This is a genomic window from Bacillus timonensis, from assembly GCF_004799755.1.
Classification (GTDB): domain Bacteria; phylum Bacillota; class Bacilli; order Bacillales; family Bacillaceae_L; genus Ferdinandcohnia; species Ferdinandcohnia timonensis_A.
In genome coordinates this window covers 56,500-73,569 of record NZ_SLUB01000012.1, presented here as the reverse complement: position 1 = coordinate 73,569, position 17,070 = coordinate 56,500, and the positions used below count along the sequence as shown (strand labels likewise).

At 36.0% G+C, this 17,070-nt stretch carries 23 protein-coding genes and 2 pseudogenes; 2 read left to right on the top strand and 23 right to left on the bottom strand.

The window, feature by feature from the left end; genetic code table 11:
• Positions 1-14: 14 nt before the first annotated feature.
• The 10 genes and pseudogenes from E1I69_RS09295 to E1I69_RS09250 all read right to left on the bottom strand — a co-directional run bounded on the left by E1I69_RS09295 (position 15) and on the right by E1I69_RS09250 (position 5,604).
• Positions 15-446 carry a cytidine deaminase gene (locus tag E1I69_RS09295; protein WP_136379329.1) on the bottom strand — a complete coding sequence of 144 codons (432 nt, stop codon included), beginning with the start codon at positions 444-446 and terminating at the stop codon, positions 15-17.
• A gap of 58 nt (positions 447-504) precedes the next feature.
• Positions 505-720 (bottom strand): annotated as a pseudogene (locus E1I69_RS09290) (SixA phosphatase family protein); the annotation flags it as partial.
• Between the two features lie 69 nt (positions 721-789).
• The gene (locus tag E1I69_RS09285) at positions 790-1,308 is read right to left on the bottom strand and encodes a shikimate kinase (RefSeq protein WP_136379328.1); all 519 of its coding nucleotides are present in this window, start codon (positions 1,306-1,308) and stop codon (positions 790-792) included.
• A 300-nt stretch (positions 1,309-1,608) separates the two neighbouring features.
• Positions 1,609-2,106 (bottom strand): NUDIX hydrolase, encoded by a 498-nt coding sequence (locus E1I69_RS09280; RefSeq protein WP_136379327.1) that lies wholly within the window; start codon positions 2,104-2,106, stop codon positions 1,609-1,611.
• Positions 2,107-2,214: 108 nt separating this feature from the next.
• A complete protein-coding gene (locus E1I69_RS09275; protein WP_161974868.1) occupies positions 2,215-2,595 on the bottom strand; it encodes a hypothetical protein in 381 nt (126 codons plus the stop codon).
• A 50-nt stretch (positions 2,596-2,645) separates the two neighbouring features.
• Complete coding sequence (locus tag E1I69_RS09270; RefSeq protein WP_136379325.1) at positions 2,646-3,005, bottom strand: hypothetical protein; 360 nt, start codon at positions 3,003-3,005, stop codon at positions 2,646-2,648.
• Positions 3,006-3,322: 317 nt separating this feature from the next.
• The gene (locus E1I69_RS09265) at positions 3,323-3,652 is read right to left on the bottom strand and encodes a rhodanese-like domain-containing protein (RefSeq protein WP_136379324.1); all 330 of its coding nucleotides are present in this window, start codon (positions 3,650-3,652) and stop codon (positions 3,323-3,325) included.
• A gap of 15 nt (positions 3,653-3,667) precedes the next feature.
• A complete protein-coding gene (locus E1I69_RS09260; protein WP_136379323.1) occupies positions 3,668-3,934 on the bottom strand; it encodes an adhesin in 267 nt (88 codons plus the stop codon).
• Positions 3,935-4,022: 88 nt separating this feature from the next.
• A complete protein-coding gene (locus tag E1I69_RS09255; protein WP_242634567.1) occupies positions 4,023-4,808 on the bottom strand; it encodes a class I SAM-dependent methyltransferase in 786 nt (261 codons plus the stop codon).
• Positions 4,809-4,836: 28 nt separating this feature from the next.
• Positions 4,837-5,604 carry a serine hydrolase gene (locus tag E1I69_RS09250; protein ID WP_136379322.1) on the bottom strand — a complete coding sequence of 256 codons (768 nt, stop codon included), beginning with the start codon at positions 5,602-5,604 and terminating at the stop codon, positions 4,837-4,839.
• Positions 5,605-5,839: 235 nt separating this feature from the next.
• On the opposite strand from E1I69_RS09250, the gene E1I69_RS09245 reads away from it, so the two are divergent.
• Positions 5,840-7,501, top strand: coding sequence for a PAS domain S-box protein (locus tag E1I69_RS09245; RefSeq protein ID WP_136379321.1), 1,662 nt, complete (start codon positions 5,840-5,842; stop codon positions 7,499-7,501).
• Positions 7,502-7,714: 213 nt separating this feature from the next.
• Here E1I69_RS09245 and E1I69_RS09240 read toward each other — a convergent pair whose 3' ends face one another.
• The 9 genes from E1I69_RS09240 to E1I69_RS09200 form a co-directional block, all read right to left on the bottom strand.
• Entirely contained in the window at positions 7,715-8,167 is a 453-nt protein-coding gene (locus tag E1I69_RS09240; protein WP_136379320.1) for a GNAT family N-acetyltransferase, read from the bottom strand.
• Between the two features lie 29 nt (positions 8,168-8,196).
• Entirely contained in the window at positions 8,197-9,228 is a 1,032-nt protein-coding gene (locus E1I69_RS09235; protein ID WP_136379319.1) for a serine hydrolase domain-containing protein, read from the bottom strand.
• A 33-nt stretch (positions 9,229-9,261) separates the two neighbouring features.
• Positions 9,262-9,720, bottom strand: coding sequence for a helix-hairpin-helix domain-containing protein (locus tag E1I69_RS09230; RefSeq protein ID WP_136379318.1), 459 nt, complete (start codon positions 9,718-9,720; stop codon positions 9,262-9,264).
• A gap of 38 nt (positions 9,721-9,758) precedes the next feature.
• The gene (locus E1I69_RS09225) at positions 9,759-10,325 is read right to left on the bottom strand and encodes a nucleotidyltransferase family protein (protein ID WP_136379317.1); all 567 of its coding nucleotides are present in this window, start codon (positions 10,323-10,325) and stop codon (positions 9,759-9,761) included.
• Between the two features lie 308 nt (positions 10,326-10,633).
• Positions 10,634-11,065 carry an NUDIX hydrolase gene (locus E1I69_RS09220; RefSeq protein WP_136379365.1) on the bottom strand — a complete coding sequence of 144 codons (432 nt, stop codon included), beginning with the start codon at positions 11,063-11,065 and terminating at the stop codon, positions 10,634-10,636.
• A gap of 28 nt (positions 11,066-11,093) precedes the next feature.
• Positions 11,094-11,495, bottom strand: coding sequence for a group-specific protein (locus tag E1I69_RS09215; RefSeq protein WP_136379316.1), 402 nt, complete (start codon positions 11,493-11,495; stop codon positions 11,094-11,096).
• Between the two features lie 47 nt (positions 11,496-11,542).
• Positions 11,543-12,034 (bottom strand): NUDIX hydrolase, encoded by a 492-nt coding sequence (locus E1I69_RS09210; RefSeq protein ID WP_136379315.1) that lies wholly within the window; start codon positions 12,032-12,034, stop codon positions 11,543-11,545.
• Positions 12,035-12,063: 29 nt separating this feature from the next.
• Positions 12,064-12,495, bottom strand: coding sequence for an NUDIX hydrolase (locus E1I69_RS09205; protein ID WP_136379314.1), 432 nt, complete (start codon positions 12,493-12,495; stop codon positions 12,064-12,066).
• A gap of 113 nt (positions 12,496-12,608) precedes the next feature.
• On the bottom strand, positions 12,609-13,778 hold the full coding sequence (locus tag E1I69_RS09200; protein ID WP_136379313.1) for an MFS transporter: 1,170 nt from the start codon (positions 13,776-13,778) through the stop codon (positions 12,609-12,611).
• 187 nt (positions 13,779-13,965) lie between these two features.
• Here E1I69_RS09200 and E1I69_RS09195 point away from each other — a divergent pair, with 187 nt between their 5' ends.
• A complete protein-coding gene (locus E1I69_RS09195; RefSeq protein WP_136379364.1) occupies positions 13,966-14,568 on the top strand; it encodes a LysE/ArgO family amino acid transporter in 603 nt (200 codons plus the stop codon).
• 14 nt (positions 14,569-14,582) lie between these two features.
• Here E1I69_RS09195 and E1I69_RS09190 read toward each other — a convergent pair whose 3' ends face one another.
• The 4 genes and pseudogenes from E1I69_RS09190 to lepB all read right to left on the bottom strand — a co-directional run bounded on the left by E1I69_RS09190 (position 14,583) and on the right by lepB (position 16,953).
• A complete protein-coding gene (locus E1I69_RS09190) occupies positions 14,583-14,933 on the bottom strand; it encodes a VOC family protein (protein ID WP_136379312.1) in 351 nt (116 codons plus the stop codon).
• A gap of 58 nt (positions 14,934-14,991) precedes the next feature.
• Positions 14,992-15,314 (bottom strand): annotated as a pseudogene (locus E1I69_RS25390) (MBL fold metallo-hydrolase); the annotation flags it as partial.
• 126 nt (positions 15,315-15,440) lie between these two features.
• Positions 15,441-16,238 carry an HAD family hydrolase gene (locus tag E1I69_RS09180; RefSeq protein WP_136379311.1) on the bottom strand — a complete coding sequence of 266 codons (798 nt, stop codon included), beginning with the start codon at positions 16,236-16,238 and terminating at the stop codon, positions 15,441-15,443.
• Between the two features lie 169 nt (positions 16,239-16,407).
• Complete coding sequence (lepB, locus tag E1I69_RS09175; protein ID WP_136379310.1) at positions 16,408-16,953, bottom strand: signal peptidase I; 546 nt, start codon at positions 16,951-16,953, stop codon at positions 16,408-16,410.
• Between the last annotated feature and the right edge of the window lie 117 nt (positions 16,954-17,070).

The window sequence follows — 17,070 nt, the reverse complement described above, 5'->3', positions numbered from 1 at the left end:
TCATAACGGACATTCTATTCAAGTTCACTTCCATATTTTTCAGGCAACAATTGCATGATATTGCATTTTACTAATTCACCGTTATATGAAATGATCACATCGGTATCTGTACCATAGTCGCTGATGAGTTCTCGGCACATGCCGCAAGGGGCTACCACCCAGCACTTTTCAATATTTTCATGAGGATGTGGGTGTGCGACTGCTACGATTGTTTCAAATTCGTGATCCCCTTCAGAGATGGACTTCCCCATGGCCATTGCTTCTCCGCAAACCGCTATTCTTCCGACATTCGCTTCCAAATGAACCGCAGCATGCACATTGCCAGACGTTGTTCGAATTGCTGCGCCAATATGATGGCGGCCATTTCTATAATTCTTTTGTACTACCCTTTCCGCTGCTTCAATAAGTTCATAATCTCTATCTTCTAATGGTTTTACATGTAACATTGGTATCCCTCACTCTATTTCTCTAATTTTTTCAGAAGTTCTTCTCTCTCCCATGTATTATCCTTATATTTTGATGTATAGAATCTGCAACTCCTTCTACTGTTTGAATGGCCCTTTTATAGGGGCTTGAAATGACTATATCAATCTTTTCTTTTACAAGAATGCTAGTAACTCTTTACGCATCCGCCTTGCCATTTTCAGATAGGGGTCTTGTTAGTTCTTCTGGGGTGTAAATCGAGTGGGCATGACGTACAAAATACAAATTCGTTCGCAAATTAGGCTGCCCCCTCTATTCACAAATACTTCCTTCGAGCTTGCAGTGGTCCATTCTTCGACAAGCGCATTAGGATCTAACGTATACTTTTAAGGGATTCCTATCTTTAATAATCAATATTTTTTCTTGATATGCTCCATACTTATTTAGGAAATTGGGTTTACCCACCTCTTCAAAATGACGGTTCCATTTGAACATTTTCAAGAAGATTTTCCATGTTGGTTTATAATTTGAATCCTCTAACCAAAGTTTTTGTTTCAGAAACCTTTTAATGATACGATATGTCCGGGTTTGATAACTTGGATCTAGAAAGATAATCAAATCAGCTTGATGAAAACTACTTGATACCCATTCTTCGTTATGGACACCTTCAATGATCCAACTATCGGATTGAATAATCGTATCTAGATACACTTCTCTTTCCTTTTCGCTTCTCCTTATATCTCCAGCCTTATCCCTTATCCAGACAACATTGTCTAACTCATAAAATGGGATATTCAACTTTGAAGAGAGTCGTTTTGCGAATGTTGTTTTGCCACTTCCAACTGACCCAATAATGTGGATTCGCTTTGGTATGTTATTTGCCAAGTTCAACCACCTTCCATAATATGTATATTCGATATCGACAGGATTTTTCCTCTAACTCTCAGAAACATTGGCAAGAAACCTCTCAAAATGGAGCAGTTTCAATTCTAATAAAAGAGACCAAGGGGTAAACCTTGGCCTTACACATTTTTCGAAATTCCTATGATTCTTTCAATAACAGAATCTACTTCCTCACTGTCCCTTATTACAAATAAATGATCTGCTTCACAAACGTTTTTGCGAATTTAGTTTTCCCGCTAGAATTCTTTTCACAAAATGTTCATTGATAAGCCCGACGAATATTCACTTAGTTAGAATAGGTTCTACGAATGGTATTCTAGAGAAATCAACAACATTGTCCCCATCATACACAAATCGATGTTCATAATTCGTTTCATCATTAAGAATCTCATGTAAAAAGTATTTTAAGTTGGCTAATCCTACGTTTTTCGGATGCATGATCCAAGATAGATCTTTCCAATCCAAGATACCTTCATCGGTTTTGAGTGGTGTATGGTATTCGTATGCCTCTGACAACTCAGCAACAAATACATACATACCGTCAAAATACGAATGCCTAGGATTTGTCCACGTAATGTTGCCCTTATGCCAAACACTTTCATGCTTCATCTTGATACCCGTTTCTTCCCAAATTTCTCGAAGAACACATTCGAGCGGAGTCTCACCTTGCTCTAACTTTCCTCCAACACCATTCCAGATTCCCATCCACTCAGGCGACTCCCGATTTAGCAGCAAAATTTTATTTCCTTGTTTGATAAAACAGATAGTATATGAATACATTTGTAATTCCTCCGTGTAAAAAACTTTAGTCATTATTTCCACAAAAATTGTTTTAATCCTTTTTCATTTTTCAAGAAAAATAAAAATCACCATAGTCTTTACTATAGATTATGGTGAACTAGTAATCGTTTCATTTTCCCCAACCAATATTTCAAGTAAAGCCTCTGAGTCTTCCTTGTTTAGTTGAACGTACTCATCATTACCTCTTACTAAAGCCAGAATGTATTTATTTACCCAAAGCATATGTAATACCGCTTTAGCCTCAGTATCAGGATCTTTAAAATGGAATGTAAATTGGTAATCAGGAGGCCTATCCATTTCAACTTTCACTTTTTCCCAATCTGCATCATCTAATATCCTTTTCACCGTTTGAACTTGTTCGTTATCGGTTATTTCTTTAAAGTCTTCATACTTATTTTCATTGCCAATACGCTTATGAAATTTTATGGATTGTTCATCCTGGTCTTGAGCATTTAAGCATCCAGTCATCACAAACAGCATCAATACAAATAAAATAGCCTGTTTAATGTCATTTCCCCCTATTTTGGCAATAATTGAAAGGAAGAACATAGGCTACGTAGTGTATGCAGTCTACCGGTTAAGATAAATAAATCATTGTAGTTCCGCTTCACATATTCCTCAATTACGCCCAATCCTTTTTTTACATCTTCAACTAATAGATAGGTGTACTTTTCATTCCAAGAAAATCGATTAATTCTACGTAGTTCTGCAGCGTTAAGTTGGAACTTATATTCATCGATTAATAGCTTGACCTGATACAATTTATCGGGATTTTCCACATAGCTTTTATGTTTATGATCATAGTTTTCTTGAACAAATTGAATAAAACCATCAACCTGGTCAGCTAGCATTGTCGCAATCCGCATCTCGTAACTCATTTTGCCATCTCCCCTCTGATACATGACTTTGATACAGGAGAACTTGTCGTATGTAAAATATATGTTTCTATTATTCAATCATGAGGGATTTCAACTATTTTAGCATTCAGCACGAACTAAATAATGTTCACCGCATTTTCGCATTTCAATTTTAAAAGATTGTGACGTTCTTTTGTGGTAAAAATCTGTACCCATGGTAAATAATTCGCTGTGCTATTCTTAAAATCCTTTGCTTTTTTGTACTAAATTGAATCTCCTTGTTCATTTTTATACGAAAAGAGCGATTGCCTATGTTTAGCAATCGCCTTCACTTTTCATTATTTCGTTTTTAAATATTCTTTCCACGCAGTGATTCCACCCTCTAATACAGCAACATTATACTCATGCTCTGAAAGGATGTTCGCACACTTAGTGGCAGAGTTACCTGTTGTGCACGTTACGATAATTTCTTTATTCTTTGGCAATGAATCAATCGCCTTGCCATTGTTTAATATTTCAGCTTTATATAAATTTTGACTTTCGATAGTGGGACCTTCTATATGAAAATCATTGTATTTATCCTCAGCCCTTACATCTAGGAGAACAACCTTTTCTTGCTCGTTCATTTTTTGATACAATTCTTCAGGTGTAATCTTTTTAAGGGGCATTTTTGTTCCTCCTTTTTACGAATAGCTTCCAGGACCTGTTAATACTAATCCAACACCATTTTCATTCTCTTCCTTGTCTAACGTTAAAATCTCGGTTCCTGTTACGCTAGGATCGAATGCTACTTTAATCCCTTTAATCGTTTGAACACGGTCAAATTCATGGGGTTCATCAATCGCTAAAGCAATTTGCGGTCCGTCATTGCTGTTCGGAACGGTGTATAGACGAATCCCCACCACTCCCGACTTTTCCAACAATTGCTTAGCCTCGTCAGTTATGTACATCGTATACTCCTCCTAAAACCATCTGTACCTTCATTATAAACGATATTTGAAACTTGCCCAAACCTTGTGGACATTAAATATGAATCTCCTACGGCATTTTTCGAAACCGAAATATAAGCACAGGCGGTATCTCATTCCACTCAAATTTATTGGTTTCGTTTTGGAAGCTTGGCTCCTCCGTCCCGTCCAATACAAAATTCGATTCGAAAAATAGATTCAGATAATACGATAAGGGGCGGTGGAACATAAGATGAGGGATGGACTGTCCTTTTATACCAATCGCTTTATAGGGTTCCGGGGTGAGATATTTTGATATTTGGATGCTGTGGGTGGTGACTACATGTCCATTTCTATCTTCGGTTTCGGTGATTTTTCGTAAACCTGGGGGTTGAAAGCAAGGATGTGTGATAGAAAAAACAAAAATCCCATCAGGCTTTAACATCTTCTGTAGGGATTTGGCTAATGGGCGAATATCCGCAATGTCCATTAAGCCCATATTTGCAACAGCACTATCAAATTTTTCATCACCTAGTTCGAATAATTGCTCGTAACTGGTCGCGTCTATCACTTTGTAATCGATTTGATTGATGTATTCCTTTGTTCTTATTTTTGCTCGTTCTATCATTTTAGATGAGTAATCAAATGCAACAACCTTTGCTCCTAATTCTGCAAGCCTCTTCAAAAAATTCCCATTTCCACATGCAATATCTAAAATGGTTTGGTCTGTTTTTACATTTAATAGTTTTTCAGTATAAGGGCGGATCAGTTCTCGATGAAATCGATTGCTCTCTTCCCCCATATAATTATCCCAATGTTCCGCATTCTGTTCCCATCTCTGTTGCGATTCATTGGTAAGTTTCTTCCATTCACTCAATTGGCATTCTCCTTTCTATTTATCTTTATTACGCATCATCTTGATTACAATACTTATTATAAATTAATTTCACAGCTTCCATCATTTTTTCATCAGCCAATTTTTCTGTGTACCGATTGGGGAGATTCTTAGCCCCTAATACATATAATAATGGATGTTTAGTGAATTCACCCATTATCCCCATATCAACGATTAGGTCTTCTAATCCTCCCGTCATATGGTTTAACAAATGGGACGGTATTCCGTCTATCTCCCCACGTTGCCTTACTAAGCCGTTTATAAGTGGATGCCATAACTCTGGATTATGTTCATAGCCTTTGTATACTTCACATAGGAGGTTCATTAAATGATTCAATTCGCCGTTGTTATCTGAACTCCTGGGATCTGGGGAGATATTCACTCTATGATAATAGGATTTAATCATTTTATTAACCTTTTCCCATCCACCTAAAAATTGAACAATACGATTAGCAATGAATTGGTCGTGACAAGCTATCATTACTTCAACAGCTGCTTGAAGGGCTATGTTATCCCTATTTTGAAAATGAGGATATAATTCGTTACTATCCTCTTTCGGGTCATAGCTAATATTTGTTAGAATGTCATTCCATTTGCAATGTCCTTCCTCTACCAATTTTGCTATACAAAACCCAATGGCAACTTTGGCAGTTGAAGCTAGTGGTACTACTAATTTTTCATTATGCGACAATACAATCTCCTGTTTGAGCTGTGAATAAATAATTATTCCCACTTCGCCTGATTTTATTTCGTTTACCTTTTCAAGGATTTTCAGCATATCAAAATTACTCCTTTTATTTTAATTTAAATCCCCTTAGATACTCACCCATATTTTTACAATACATGTTAAAATAGCCAATGGCAACGATTAATATTAAGTGATCCAAACTAGTAAACAATCGTTATATGTCTAAATATGATAATATTCCTATTTTTTTTGAGCGAATACTGATAAAATCAGTTCATTATAACTTTTATCGATTAGAAAGCGAAGGGTTTTTTTAAGGAGATTAATGATGAAATATACAGGTAGAATAGTGATGATGCTTATTTACGTTATTGTAACAGCTGCTTTTAAAACTTTTGATTACATGGAGTTAGGGTACGTACCTATATTCGAATACATCATTTCCGCAATAATGGTTTATCCTGTATGGTGGACTGGGCTACAGTATGATAAAGCTAAATATTATGCTAAGGAAGCTCAGAAAAAAGATAAGGAATTAAATGATCTTTTCAACAATGTAGATGCTGCCATTTACTCATATGATTTCCGTTCTAATAGATTGATGGTTTCATCAAAAATTAGTGATGTCTTTGGGTATTCACCTACTAAATTTAAAGAAAACATCATGTTCTGGAAAGAACTCGTTATCCAGGAAGATATCAATATTGTAAACGAATTAGAGCAGAAGTTAAGAAATGGAGAAAAATGCATTGCTGAGTACCGAATACTACTACCGAACGGTCAATTAAAGTGGATTCAAAAACGCATTACACCTATTTTTGACCTGGACGGTAATCTTATAAAGTTTAATGGAATTGATATTGATATCGATCAACGTAAAAAAGTAGAGGAACTACTTACTCAAAGCCAGGAACAAAATCGTAAACTATTAGAAAAACGCCTTAAGGAAAGCGAAAAACGTTTTGAGTCATTATTTGCTCATAATTCTGACCCCATCTTTACATTTAATCTAGACAGGAGATTAATAGAAGCAAATCCAGCTGCAGAGAATATACTTGGTTATCCGATTACAGAGCTCCAACAAATGGAGTGGGATTCTGTTATCGCACCAGAAGACCTAGATTTATATAATGAGCACTTTAAGCTTGTTAGCCAAGGTGAATGGAAGGAATCTACCCTATCAATGGTTCATAAAGATGGTAGTAACAGAGTAATGGAGTTAAAAATGATACCCATCATAATAGATCATCAATGTATTGGAATCTATCAAATTACAAAGGATATCACTGATTCTAAATTAGCAGCGGAAAGAATTAGAAGGTCCGATAAGCTGGCAGCTGTAGGTCTCTTAGCTGCTGGAGTGGCTCATGAGATTCGAAATCCACTAACGACTCTTAAAGGTTTTGTTCAATTACTTACATCTGATATTGATAAACATTATGCAAGTATTTTGTTATCGGAAATCGATCGAATAAACCAGATAGTGAGTGAATTCCTAATCCTATCAAAGCCACAAGTAACAAAATATGCAACGCAAAATATAAAACGTATCCTAAACAATATTACATCACTTCTTGAAACCGAGGCCAGATTAAAAGGTATACAACTTATATCAGAATATGATGTAAATTTACCGCTCATTAATTGTGAGCAAAATCAGCTAAAACAAGTTTTTATTAATCTTATAAAAAACGCGATAGAAGCTATGCCAAATGGTGGGAAAATTATAGTAAAGGCTCAGATAATCAATAACAAGATGGTAAGTATTCAAATTGTTGATCAAGGAATGGGGATAGAAGAGGAGAGAATCCCAAAACTAGGAGAACCCTTTTATACAACAAAAGAAAATGGAACTGGATTAGGTTTAATGGTTTGTTATAGAATCATTGAACAACACGGTGGCATTATGAACATTACTAGTCAGTTAAATAGAGGCACAACAGTGGAAGTTTGCTTACCTCTTGATTGCCCTTTAATAAATGAGTAAGAGATACTATAACATGATTAAATTATCTTTTAACTAGACTATTATTAGAGGGACTCCTGCCCTTTTCATATAGACTGCATAGAAGAAAGTTAGGGATTCCAATATACTGTATCCTCCAACTTTCTTCAACTACCTGTAAAAAAAGTTAAAGTACATTCTCTCATAAGTTCAGCTCTACTTTAAATCAAAAACCCGGCACTGGAAAGGTATTTTTTATAAGGTTACCGAATAAATACGAGAACTCGCTCCCCACGGGTGATAGCCTGTTCCAACATGGTTGAATCCGTATTTTTCATATAATCCAATATGATCTGTACAAAGGTATACATTCGAAAAACCTCCTGCTTTTGCATCCTTTTTTGCGCGTTCTAGCAGGATAGAACTATAATTATTTCCTCTATATTTCTCCTCAATGTATACAGCACATACCCAAGGATACAGGTCCATTCGACTTATAAAGTCATTTGTAATGAGCCCTGCGCAGCCAATTATTTTTTCATCCTTCATCAAAAGATACCATTGAGGTAATGGATTCGGACTCGTCATACAATGTTCAATACAATCTTCATATACCATCATGCTTTGTTCATTAGCCCATTTACTTTGAAAATATGTGATTGCTCTTTTCATATATTCGGGATTTTCTTTTATAGAGATTATTTTCATTTTTTGAACCCTCCAGTTAAACCATAACGTTACAATTCAAGGGATTTATAAATTTCACCGATAATCCCTTCCATTTGGTGAACACCTAATTCAGCATTGGTCATAATTACTGAACCTGTCTCTTTATTCGGAAATGCTACTAGCATACTTTGAAACCCTACTCCCCAACCAAGTGAAGAAACTTCAAGTTCTGTTCCTGCACCTTCCAAAAACACTCCTAATCCGCACCACTTCATATCCCTCTGTGGGCCTATCATTTCTTTTGCTTTACTTGCAGAAATGCTAACGATACTTTCACCTTTTAATGCATTCATTAATTCAATGACCAGCCGAGCCAGATCGGTAGTGGTTGTCCATAATCCTGAAGCAGCTGGGTACGGATAGATCGGATAGTTACCAGCTACGACTTCACCATTTTTGTTATGTCCACTTGAAAAGTCTTCATTTCCTACATCTGAGATTTCCGTGATAAACAAGCTATTTTTCATTTTTAATGGTTTAAATAAGAGTTCGTTCGCAACCTGCTTAAATGTTTTTTTTGTAACATCTTCAATTAACTGCTGAATAATACAAAAACCTGCATCCGAGTAATGAAATTTACTTTCAGGTTCATATTTTACTCTAATTGGTTCCTTACAATAAGGTGTTTTCCCCTCTAATACGTCCAACATAGAAGGCGCGCCTAGACTCGATTTTAGTTCAGTAAAACTTTGTTTAGGATCTAGAAATCCAGATTGGTGACTAAGCAAATTTCTTAACGTTACCTTTTTCGAGTATTCATTTTTAGGTAATTTCCAAGATTCTAGTTTTATGTTTACATCTTCATCTAAATCAAGAAGGCCTTGTTCAGTTAATTTTATAACTACCATTCCTGTTAAAAACTTACTAATGGAACAAGCATTAAAAATGGAATTTTCGGTAACACTTTTAGCATCACCTATCTGTAGGACGCCATAGTCCCCTCTTTCACTGATTTGAGCTTTTTCAATTAATGCAATGCTCAAACCCGGTACATGATAATGTTCCATAAGCTCTGGAATGTTCATGTTTTTTAATTTCATAGATTGATTCCCCTTACTTAATCTCAAGGCTGCTTATTCATACCACGCTTTTTGTGGCCTGTCCTTTGGGTATCCATACTTTTGACGATATAACTTTCTATCATCTGTAAAATCAAACCATTGTTTATTGTTATTTGGATTGTTCGCAAAATGTATCACACAGCGTATTTGATCTTCCACACAGCTATCCATCCATACACCTAATTCCTTTTCCAATAGGTCAAATAGGCGAGCTCCATCTTTTTGTTTAATATCTTGCAATGAAAGGATATGTAAGTTGTTCACCAGTTTAGAAGCCAATTCAAAACCAATTGAAGGAACAGATTGGAATTCAGCCAATCCTTTAATGAGACGTGCTCTATCTTCCGGAACATCTATAGTTTGTCTTAGTTGAGAAGTACTAAGCTTGTGTATCTCTCCGATTTTAACCTTCGCTTTTCTAAGCCTTCCTTTTTCCTCAAGCGTTAGTGGCAATTTAGGATTCGTGCCCAAAATACTCCTCCTTTTCCATGCATGTAGTTGATCACAATTTACCCGCGATAGACTCTTATCATTGGCCAGATAGACTTCCAGTTTTTCTTACCTATCCGTTTCTCAAAAATCACAATTCGTTCTTTCGTTTCTGCAAAAAACCTTGTTGGCTTTAACACCATGTTGATAACATCCTCTATTCCACAAGGAGCCGTAAGAATTACATTTTCTTTATCATCTATTTTCACCCCAAGTGCAGTTGCTGTTTCTGGAAATTTGGAAATGGCATCAACTGCGGATGTATATGGGAGGATATTGTTTACAACGTGCATTCTTGCTTCATTTTTGACCGACCAAGGAATGTCAGGAATAAGACTTCTTAATGCTGCTTCAAAAAATTTCTCTGTTGATTCTTCTATCTTTTCTTTATCAAAGTAAATAACATCAACATCAGGTGTATTCGTTCTTTCGGTAAAGCCGTGTAATGTATCCCATATTTTAGAACGTACAAACCCTGCACATATCCACCAGTCAGGTAATTGTAAAGATTTTGCAGCCCTTAATATCTCCATCATCCGGTCATCTTCAGATATTATTTTTATCACATCATCTTCATTTCTTAGCATTATTACATCTCCATCAAAAATTCATAATAATCTCTTTATCTGCATTAATTCTGCTTATCCCCGTTATTTTGTTTATATATTTGTTTAAGCGTGGTGTGGATATTATTTAAAGCTAGTAATATAAATCCTAGCATGATAAAAGTTACAATTTCTCCAGTAAAAAAGGACACTATGCCTATAACCAAAAAATAAAAACTAAACCACCAATTATTCATCTTCATATTCTCTCCTGTATAAAAAGCCTTATTTTTAAAATAGTGTTCTCCTACAAACTCCTTCAGGGAAACGAACCAGTTTTTGAATATGATTTATAAAGTCTTTTTAAGGAGATTCTCAGCTTCCTTTACGCTCTCAATTAACCAAATCGGTGCTTTAGGATGGCTAACGATTTCCTCAGTAGACATCCAATATACTGCATCAACTTCATCTGGGCTTTTAGAAAAAGGTTCTCCTTCTTTGAATTCACATAAAAAAACTATATCAATCACTTCACTACCGTCATCTAATTGAAATGAGGTATTTCTTACAAAATTCATCTTTTCTTTCACCTTCACTCCTACTTCCTCGAACAATTCCTTGCTTAATGTTCTTTCTAATATATTTATAGAATTACCCTCTTTTTCTACAGTTCCCCCTACCAGTGACAATAAACCTCCAGCGTGTTCCTCCTTCATACTACGTTCAATAATCAACCATTTGTCTTCCTTATAAACGGCACCTTCAACATTCACATAGAACATACTCACACCACCTTTTTGGGAAATACCTTTATTCAACAAATGGATTAATTTTACAAACCTTTTCTATTAATTCTTCAATCGTACCAATGCACTTTTCCACCTCAGGCAAATGATAAAATGTACTTGTTGTTTCAAAATGATTTATTTCATCATCCGGTGAATATAGGTAAATCTTCTTACCTTGTCCAAGCGCGATTCCAAGTTCAATATGACTTCCTTTTCCTGCTGGTAATATGACTATAAGAAAATCTGATTCTAATACCGCACTTTTCTCTTGGATACCAATCGCTTTTAAATCATTGAATGTCGAAACTCTTTCGTTTTGGGTCCAATCATATGTATGTAAAAAACCTCTTTTTATTAATTGTTGTGATACAAAACGAACCATTTCTATGTTCTTAAAACTTGATGCAATATAAAACTTTTTCATAGTTCCCCCCAGATATTTTGCTAAAACAAGCTAATCATTGTTACGACTCACAGTTGGCTCAATGCTAAATCAAGTATTTCTTGATATAGTTCGTTCCAGTGGACATAATACTTTTTCACATCGTTCGGATCTATAAGGAGCCTTTCTTTTGACTCATACATCTCCAGAAATTCATGTAATGCGTCAATGTCCATGCGATAAAACACCTGATACCCTACTTTTGGATAAGGACTAGACTCATTCCAATTTAGGTTCTCGCTGTGATCAACTACAATATACCCTAATTGATAGCATCTCCCTGTGACGTAGCCTTCTTCATACGCTTCACGCTTGATACATTCTTCAGGGGATTCGTTCAACTCAATATGACCTCCTGGGAAGTCCCAACCTCTATCTTGTAACTTAACTAACAACAACTTACCATCCTTAAAGCAAAAAGCATGGACACTAGTAATTAACTCCCTTGGTGGTAATTGTGGAACAGGATTCCATGTTAACTTTACTTTTGCGCTTCCCCAGTTCACATATTTTTTGGTCATTTTGCCCTCTCCTAAAATAATTTACACAGTTAAAATTCTATTAAAAAAGGCTGGGAGTCTTCATCTAAGCAGAATTCAATTCTTTCTCTGAAATTCTTAAAAGTTACCATTTCTAGAGCTTTCTCAATCGGATAGAATCCAACCTCTAAGCTTTCTGGTGAAGTGGTTAATGTCCCTCCCACCGGTTTTGCTAAGAACAATGTATTACATATTGACTTGTTCACATTTTGGAAAATCCCACAAAACCGTAAAACCTCAACATCAATACCTGTTTCCTCTTTCGTTTCCCTAATTGCGGCTTCCTTTAATGACTCACCTTCTTCAACCTGTCCACCAGGCATTTCCCAACCTCTTCTAGGACCTTTAATTAATAGAATTTCATTGTTTTCATTGATTACAATAGTCGCAGCTGAAACGATATGTTTAGGTGGCGAGTATGTAGTTTGACTTTTTTGTACCAATTGATTTCCTCATTTCCTAGTATTCTTAATTTTACCTATTCTCCTATTATTTTGGAAAATCCTTCTAAAAAACAAAAAACATTGGGGTCTAAATATACGAAAAGAGCGCAAACTCAACTTGCGCTCCTTGTTCTATAGGTATTCTTTTTTCTACTGTTAACAGAAAGAATTACAGTAATGAATGATAATATGATGAAGATTCCGGCAGCATATGGATTTACATTGACTGAAAGGGTATCTACTATTCCAGCTCCAATCACCGATCCGACAGCAACACCTAAGTGAAGTGATGAATTATTTAAGCTTTGCTGAATTTCCGACGAATCGGGTGCTATTTCAATCAAATACGATTGCATGGCCGGTGAAATCGCCCAGCTGAGAATCCCCCACACGATTAAGATGATAAAAAATACTGGGTAGTAATCTGTTGTATATGGAAATACAAAGAATATGGTACTAAATACGATTAAAGCAATAACCATTGTTTTTCTTGAACCCAATAGATCTGCTAATACACCGCCAATCCCTCCACCGAATACAGCAGAAACGCCAAAAATTAAATAAATGATACTAATCCAGTTTGCACTAAAATCAGTATTTGCTTCTAAATAAGGCTTAAAATAGGTGTACATAATAGAATGGCCCGTCATATAAAGGAATGTTGTTGTCAGCCCTAATGTAATTTTGTGATTTTTAAATGCAGCAAACTGTTGTCGCAATGGAATTTGAGGTTTTGATTGTATTCTTCCCATTAAAACATGAACGCCAATAATGGATAGTGCAGTTAATACCGTGATAAGTACAAAGGGTGCTCTCCAGCCAAAATTATTTCCTAGGATAAGTCCAATCGGTACCCCTAATACTAAGGAAGCACTCACTCCCATCGAGACAATCCCAATCGCCCTACCTTTATACTGTTCGCCTGCTAAGCTAGGTGCCATAACTAAACATAATATGATTAATAAAGCTCCACTTAGCGCTAAGATAATTCTTCCTATAAACAAAATCGAAAAAGTTGGTGCAAAGACTGTGACGATACAGCCAATTAAAAAGGTATATAAGCAAACCAACATCAGCCGTTTTCTTTCAATTTTAGCTGTCATGACTAATAAAACGGGTGATGCCACTGCAAAAATGACAGCAAAAACAGTAATTAGCAAACCCGCTTGTCCAAGCGTTACATGTAAATCCTCTGCAATTAAATCTAAAATACCACTAATGATCAATTCAACCATCCCTATTACAAAGGCGATGACCATTAAAAAATATATACGTTTATCCATGTTGTCTTCCTTCCTAATTAAATCCCACACTCTATACTAGCTTTTGATGAAAGTATACTCAAGAATAACATATTAAAATCACAAAAACTCCATTACATAAATATTCAGGGATTGGAAAATTTACGCAATTAAAGTAGTGCCCATTCCTATGTATCATAGTAAGATAGGAATGGAAAGGATTGATACAATGGAAGCTATTCTACATGGAATCATCTTAGCATTTGGACTTATTTTACCTTTAGGTGTACAGAATGTATTCGTTTTTTCTCAAGGAGCGACACAGCCAAAACTACTTCGAGCATTTCCAGCGACAATTACAGCTGCAATTTGTGATACACTTTTAATTCTTTTAGCTGTCTTTGGCTTATCCGTTATTGTTCTACAATTTGAATGGCTACGGATTGGTCTGATGAGTGCTGGGGTTTTATTTTTACTTTACATGGGGTTTGCCATTTGGCGTTCTGAACCAACTAAAAATGAAACAAACAAAGCATTACCCATTCGTCAACAAATCATTTTTGCTTCATCTGTTTCATTCTTAAACCCTCACGCCATTTTAGATATCGTCGGTGTGATTGGGACAAGCGCCTTAAAATATGTTGGAACCGATCAAATTTTATTTACAGCTGCTTGTATTATCGTATCTTGGTTATGGTTCTTTGGCTTAACGTTAGCAGGTGCGGTTATGAAAAAATTAGATGGTACTGGGGCACTAATGAAAATGTTCAACAAATTCTCCGCCATCTTTATCTGGGGAACAGCGCTTTATCTTTTAATTGGGCTGGTGTGATACACTATAACACCCTACTTCCAATAACAAACTTCCAGCTTATTACCATCAGGGTCATAAAATTCAAAAAATCGATTCACTCCATCAATTTGTATTTTACTGACCTTAACATGTTTTTCTTGTAGCACTTTATACACTTCTTCGATATTTTCCGTGTAAAAAATAGGGTAAACTTGTCTATTTGATGGGTTTACCTTTCCCTCCTCAATCGTTAAAGGTACTCCACTATTTCCTACACTCAATATCCGATAATGACCTCCATTATAGGATTCGCTTAATTCCAAAACTTCTTGATACCAAGTACTTGCTTTTTCAACGTCACTCACTGTTAAACAAATGGTGTCAATCCGCTCCAATAGACTCATTTCACATTACTCTCCTTAATTTAATTTAGTTTTTCAATGCTCCACGAAGCATTTTTCCTTGTTTTTTTAATGATTGAATGTAGTTTGACAGTCCTTCAATATCGCTTTTCTGTTTGTTCATTCGTGAAGGATGGAGTTCTTTCATTTTTGAATAAGTGATTTCACTTGAGATGATTTTACTTTCTTTGAAGGTTTGGTTACCGCGAATATGGTCATCGTGCCAATGACTATTAGTGACCGTTGTTACTGGTTGGCTGGTTATTTTTTCTGCGAACGCTTTTAAATATTCCGAGGATTGCTGTGTGTTAAATGTATCGAAATGATTATCTGATCACCGAGGTCAACAAAGCCTGCATTGGCTACCGAACCTCCTCCTTCCTTTTTTCAAATAAAAAACAGGAACAATCATACTGATGGCTCCTGTTGTTATCAAACTTCGACTTGTATTGTGTATTTAGATTTTAACTGTGAAAAGATAGCTAAATTTATTATACCATTTAACTTTAATTACAAAGCAAACGGTTCATATGGTTTACAAAGATAACGTTCGATAAAGTCAGCTAATCCATCATTTTGGTGGTGCCCTGTCACAAAATCAGCCGCTGTTTTAACATCCTCACTTGCGTTCCCCATTGCTACACCTGTACCAGCATGACGAAGCATTTCGATATCATTGGGTCCATCTCCAATGGCAACAACTTCGTTTGGGTTTATTCGATAGGCATGAATTAAGCTTTTTATCGCAGACCATTTAGAAACTTTAGGAGCAATTAATTCAAACCCGTCATTCCAATCGATGACTTCTGCTTCCTTTTTAAATAAAGCTGAAAACTCAGGATTTGCTGAACCTGTACGAACACTATATTTAAGAACATCTTCATAATCCGCTTGCCTTAAATCCCCAATATATCGTGGCGGAATTTGGCCCACCTTTGTCCAATAATCGACTTCATCATCTTGTTCCTTACAATAAAGCCCCTCTGCTGTATGAACGATAACATTACAAGGTCTTTCAGCAGTCAGATGATGAAATCGTTCTTCGTTTAATCGGACAGTTCTCGTTTGTATCGCTTTTCCCGTCAATGCTTCGTGAATAGCGGCCCCATTCAAACAGATCATGGGAGTTCGCAATCCAATTTCTTTATGGTACGGAGCAGTTACTTCATAGTGTCGACCAGTGGCTAGAAAGACCTTTACTCCCTGATTAATCAACCGATAAATAGCTTCCAAGTTTCGTTGAGAAATGTTATTTGAGGCTGTTAACAATGTCCCATCCATGTCAATAAATATTGCACGTACATTCATTTAAAATGCCTCCTTATTCGTTGGTAAAGCAATCATACCATCCGAATATTAAAGCCAAGTAAACTCTGTGTGCAGATTAAATGAAGTTTGTTGGGAAGCAGGGAACAGTTTCCTCAAGTCGGGCAACTAAATGGCAAAAAGGTGCTATTGGAGCGCACCTTTCTAGAATTTATTTATCAATTATTTTGATCTCCTGAATTGGCCATAACACAATATTCGTGGTTCCGACTATCTTTTCCATTGGAATTGCCCCGATGTGACGACTATCCATACTATTTCGGCGATTGTCTCCCATTACAAATAAATGTCCTTCTGGGACCACATCACCACCAACCGGGGTTTCCCTTAGTGTAAATGAATACGTGAGTGGACCATCCTTTACAGCTTCTTTACTTTTATCTAAATAGGGCTCATTGTAAGGTTCACCGTTTATATACAACGTATCATTTTTATATTCGATGCGATCTCCTGGTAAACCAATTACTCTTTTAATAAAGTCTTTTTCCCCTGTCGCGTGAAAGACAACAATATCAAATCGTTTCGGTTCTCCTATTTTTGTGACAATCATTCGATTTTGATCGTGCAAAGTCGGCGCCATCGAAGCCCCTTCCACGACAACAGGAGTAAAGAAAAAGGCACGAACAATAAAAGCTACAATAATTGCAATAAAGAGGGCTTTCATCCATTCCCAAATCTCATTTCTCTTTTCAACCAATTCTTCACCTTCTCACGTTTTCTATTCTTTGAACAAGGAATCCTGTTTTAATTATTATATTCCACAAATAAGTTCAAATTCCTGCTAGATACAGCGCAACCAAAGGATTATTTTTGT

Excerpts from the sequence above, each read along its gene's own strand:
- E1I69_RS09270 (WP_136379325.1), bottom strand. The coding sequence starts at position 3,005 with ATGAGTTACGAGATGCGGATTGCGACAATGCTAGCTGACCAGGTTGAT.
- E1I69_RS09245 (WP_136379321.1), top strand. The coding sequence starts at position 5,840 with ATGATGAAATATACAGGTAGAATAGTGATGATGCTTATTTACGTTATT.
- E1I69_RS09225 (WP_136379317.1), bottom strand. The coding sequence starts at position 10,325 with ATGCTAAGAAATGAAGATGATGTGATAAAAATAATATCTGAAGATGAC.
- E1I69_RS09190 (WP_136379312.1), bottom strand. The coding sequence starts at position 14,933 with ATGAGTCTATTGGAGCGGATTGACACCATTTGTTTAACAGTGAGTGAC.
- E1I69_RS09210 (WP_136379315.1), bottom strand. The coding sequence starts at position 12,034 with ATGACCAAAAAATATGTGAACTGGGGAAGCGCAAAAGTAAAGTTAACA.
- E1I69_RS09200 (WP_136379313.1), bottom strand. The coding sequence starts at position 13,778 with ATGGATAAACGTATATATTTTTTAATGGTCATCGCCTTTGTAATAGGG.
- E1I69_RS09180 (WP_136379311.1), bottom strand. The coding sequence starts at position 16,238 with ATGAATGTACGTGCAATATTTATTGACATGGATGGGACATTGTTAACA.
- E1I69_RS09220 (WP_136379365.1), bottom strand. The coding sequence starts at position 11,065 with ATGTTCTATGTGAATGTTGAAGGTGCCGTTTATAAGGAAGACAAATGG.
- E1I69_RS09195 (WP_136379364.1), top strand. The coding sequence starts at position 13,966 with ATGGAAGCTATTCTACATGGAATCATCTTAGCATTTGGACTTATTTTA.
- E1I69_RS09275 (WP_161974868.1), bottom strand. The coding sequence starts at position 2,595 with ATGACTGGATGCTTAAATGCTCAAGACCAGGATGAACAATCCATAAAA.
- E1I69_RS09235 (WP_136379319.1), bottom strand. The coding sequence starts at position 9,228 with ATGAAATTAAAAAACATGAACATTCCAGAGCTTATGGAACATTATCAT.
- E1I69_RS09260 (WP_136379323.1), bottom strand. The coding sequence starts at position 3,934 with ATGTACATAACTGACGAGGCTAAGCAATTGTTGGAAAAGTCGGGAGTG.
- E1I69_RS09240 (WP_136379320.1), bottom strand. The coding sequence starts at position 8,167 with ATGAAAATAATCTCTATAAAAGAAAATCCCGAATATATGAAAAGAGCA.
- E1I69_RS09215 (WP_136379316.1), bottom strand. The coding sequence starts at position 11,495 with ATGAAAAAGTTTTATATTGCATCAAGTTTTAAGAACATAGAAATGGTT.
- E1I69_RS09250 (WP_136379322.1), bottom strand. The coding sequence starts at position 5,604 with ATGCTGAAAATCCTTGAAAAGGTAAACGAAATAAAATCAGGCGAAGTG.
- E1I69_RS09295 (WP_136379329.1), bottom strand. The coding sequence starts at position 446 with ATGTTACATGTAAAACCATTAGAAGATAGAGATTATGAACTTATTGAA.
- E1I69_RS09280 (WP_136379327.1), bottom strand. The coding sequence starts at position 2,106 with ATGTATTCATATACTATCTGTTTTATCAAACAAGGAAATAAAATTTTG.
- E1I69_RS09265 (WP_136379324.1), bottom strand. The coding sequence starts at position 3,652 with ATGCCCCTTAAAAAGATTACACCTGAAGAATTGTATCAAAAAATGAAC.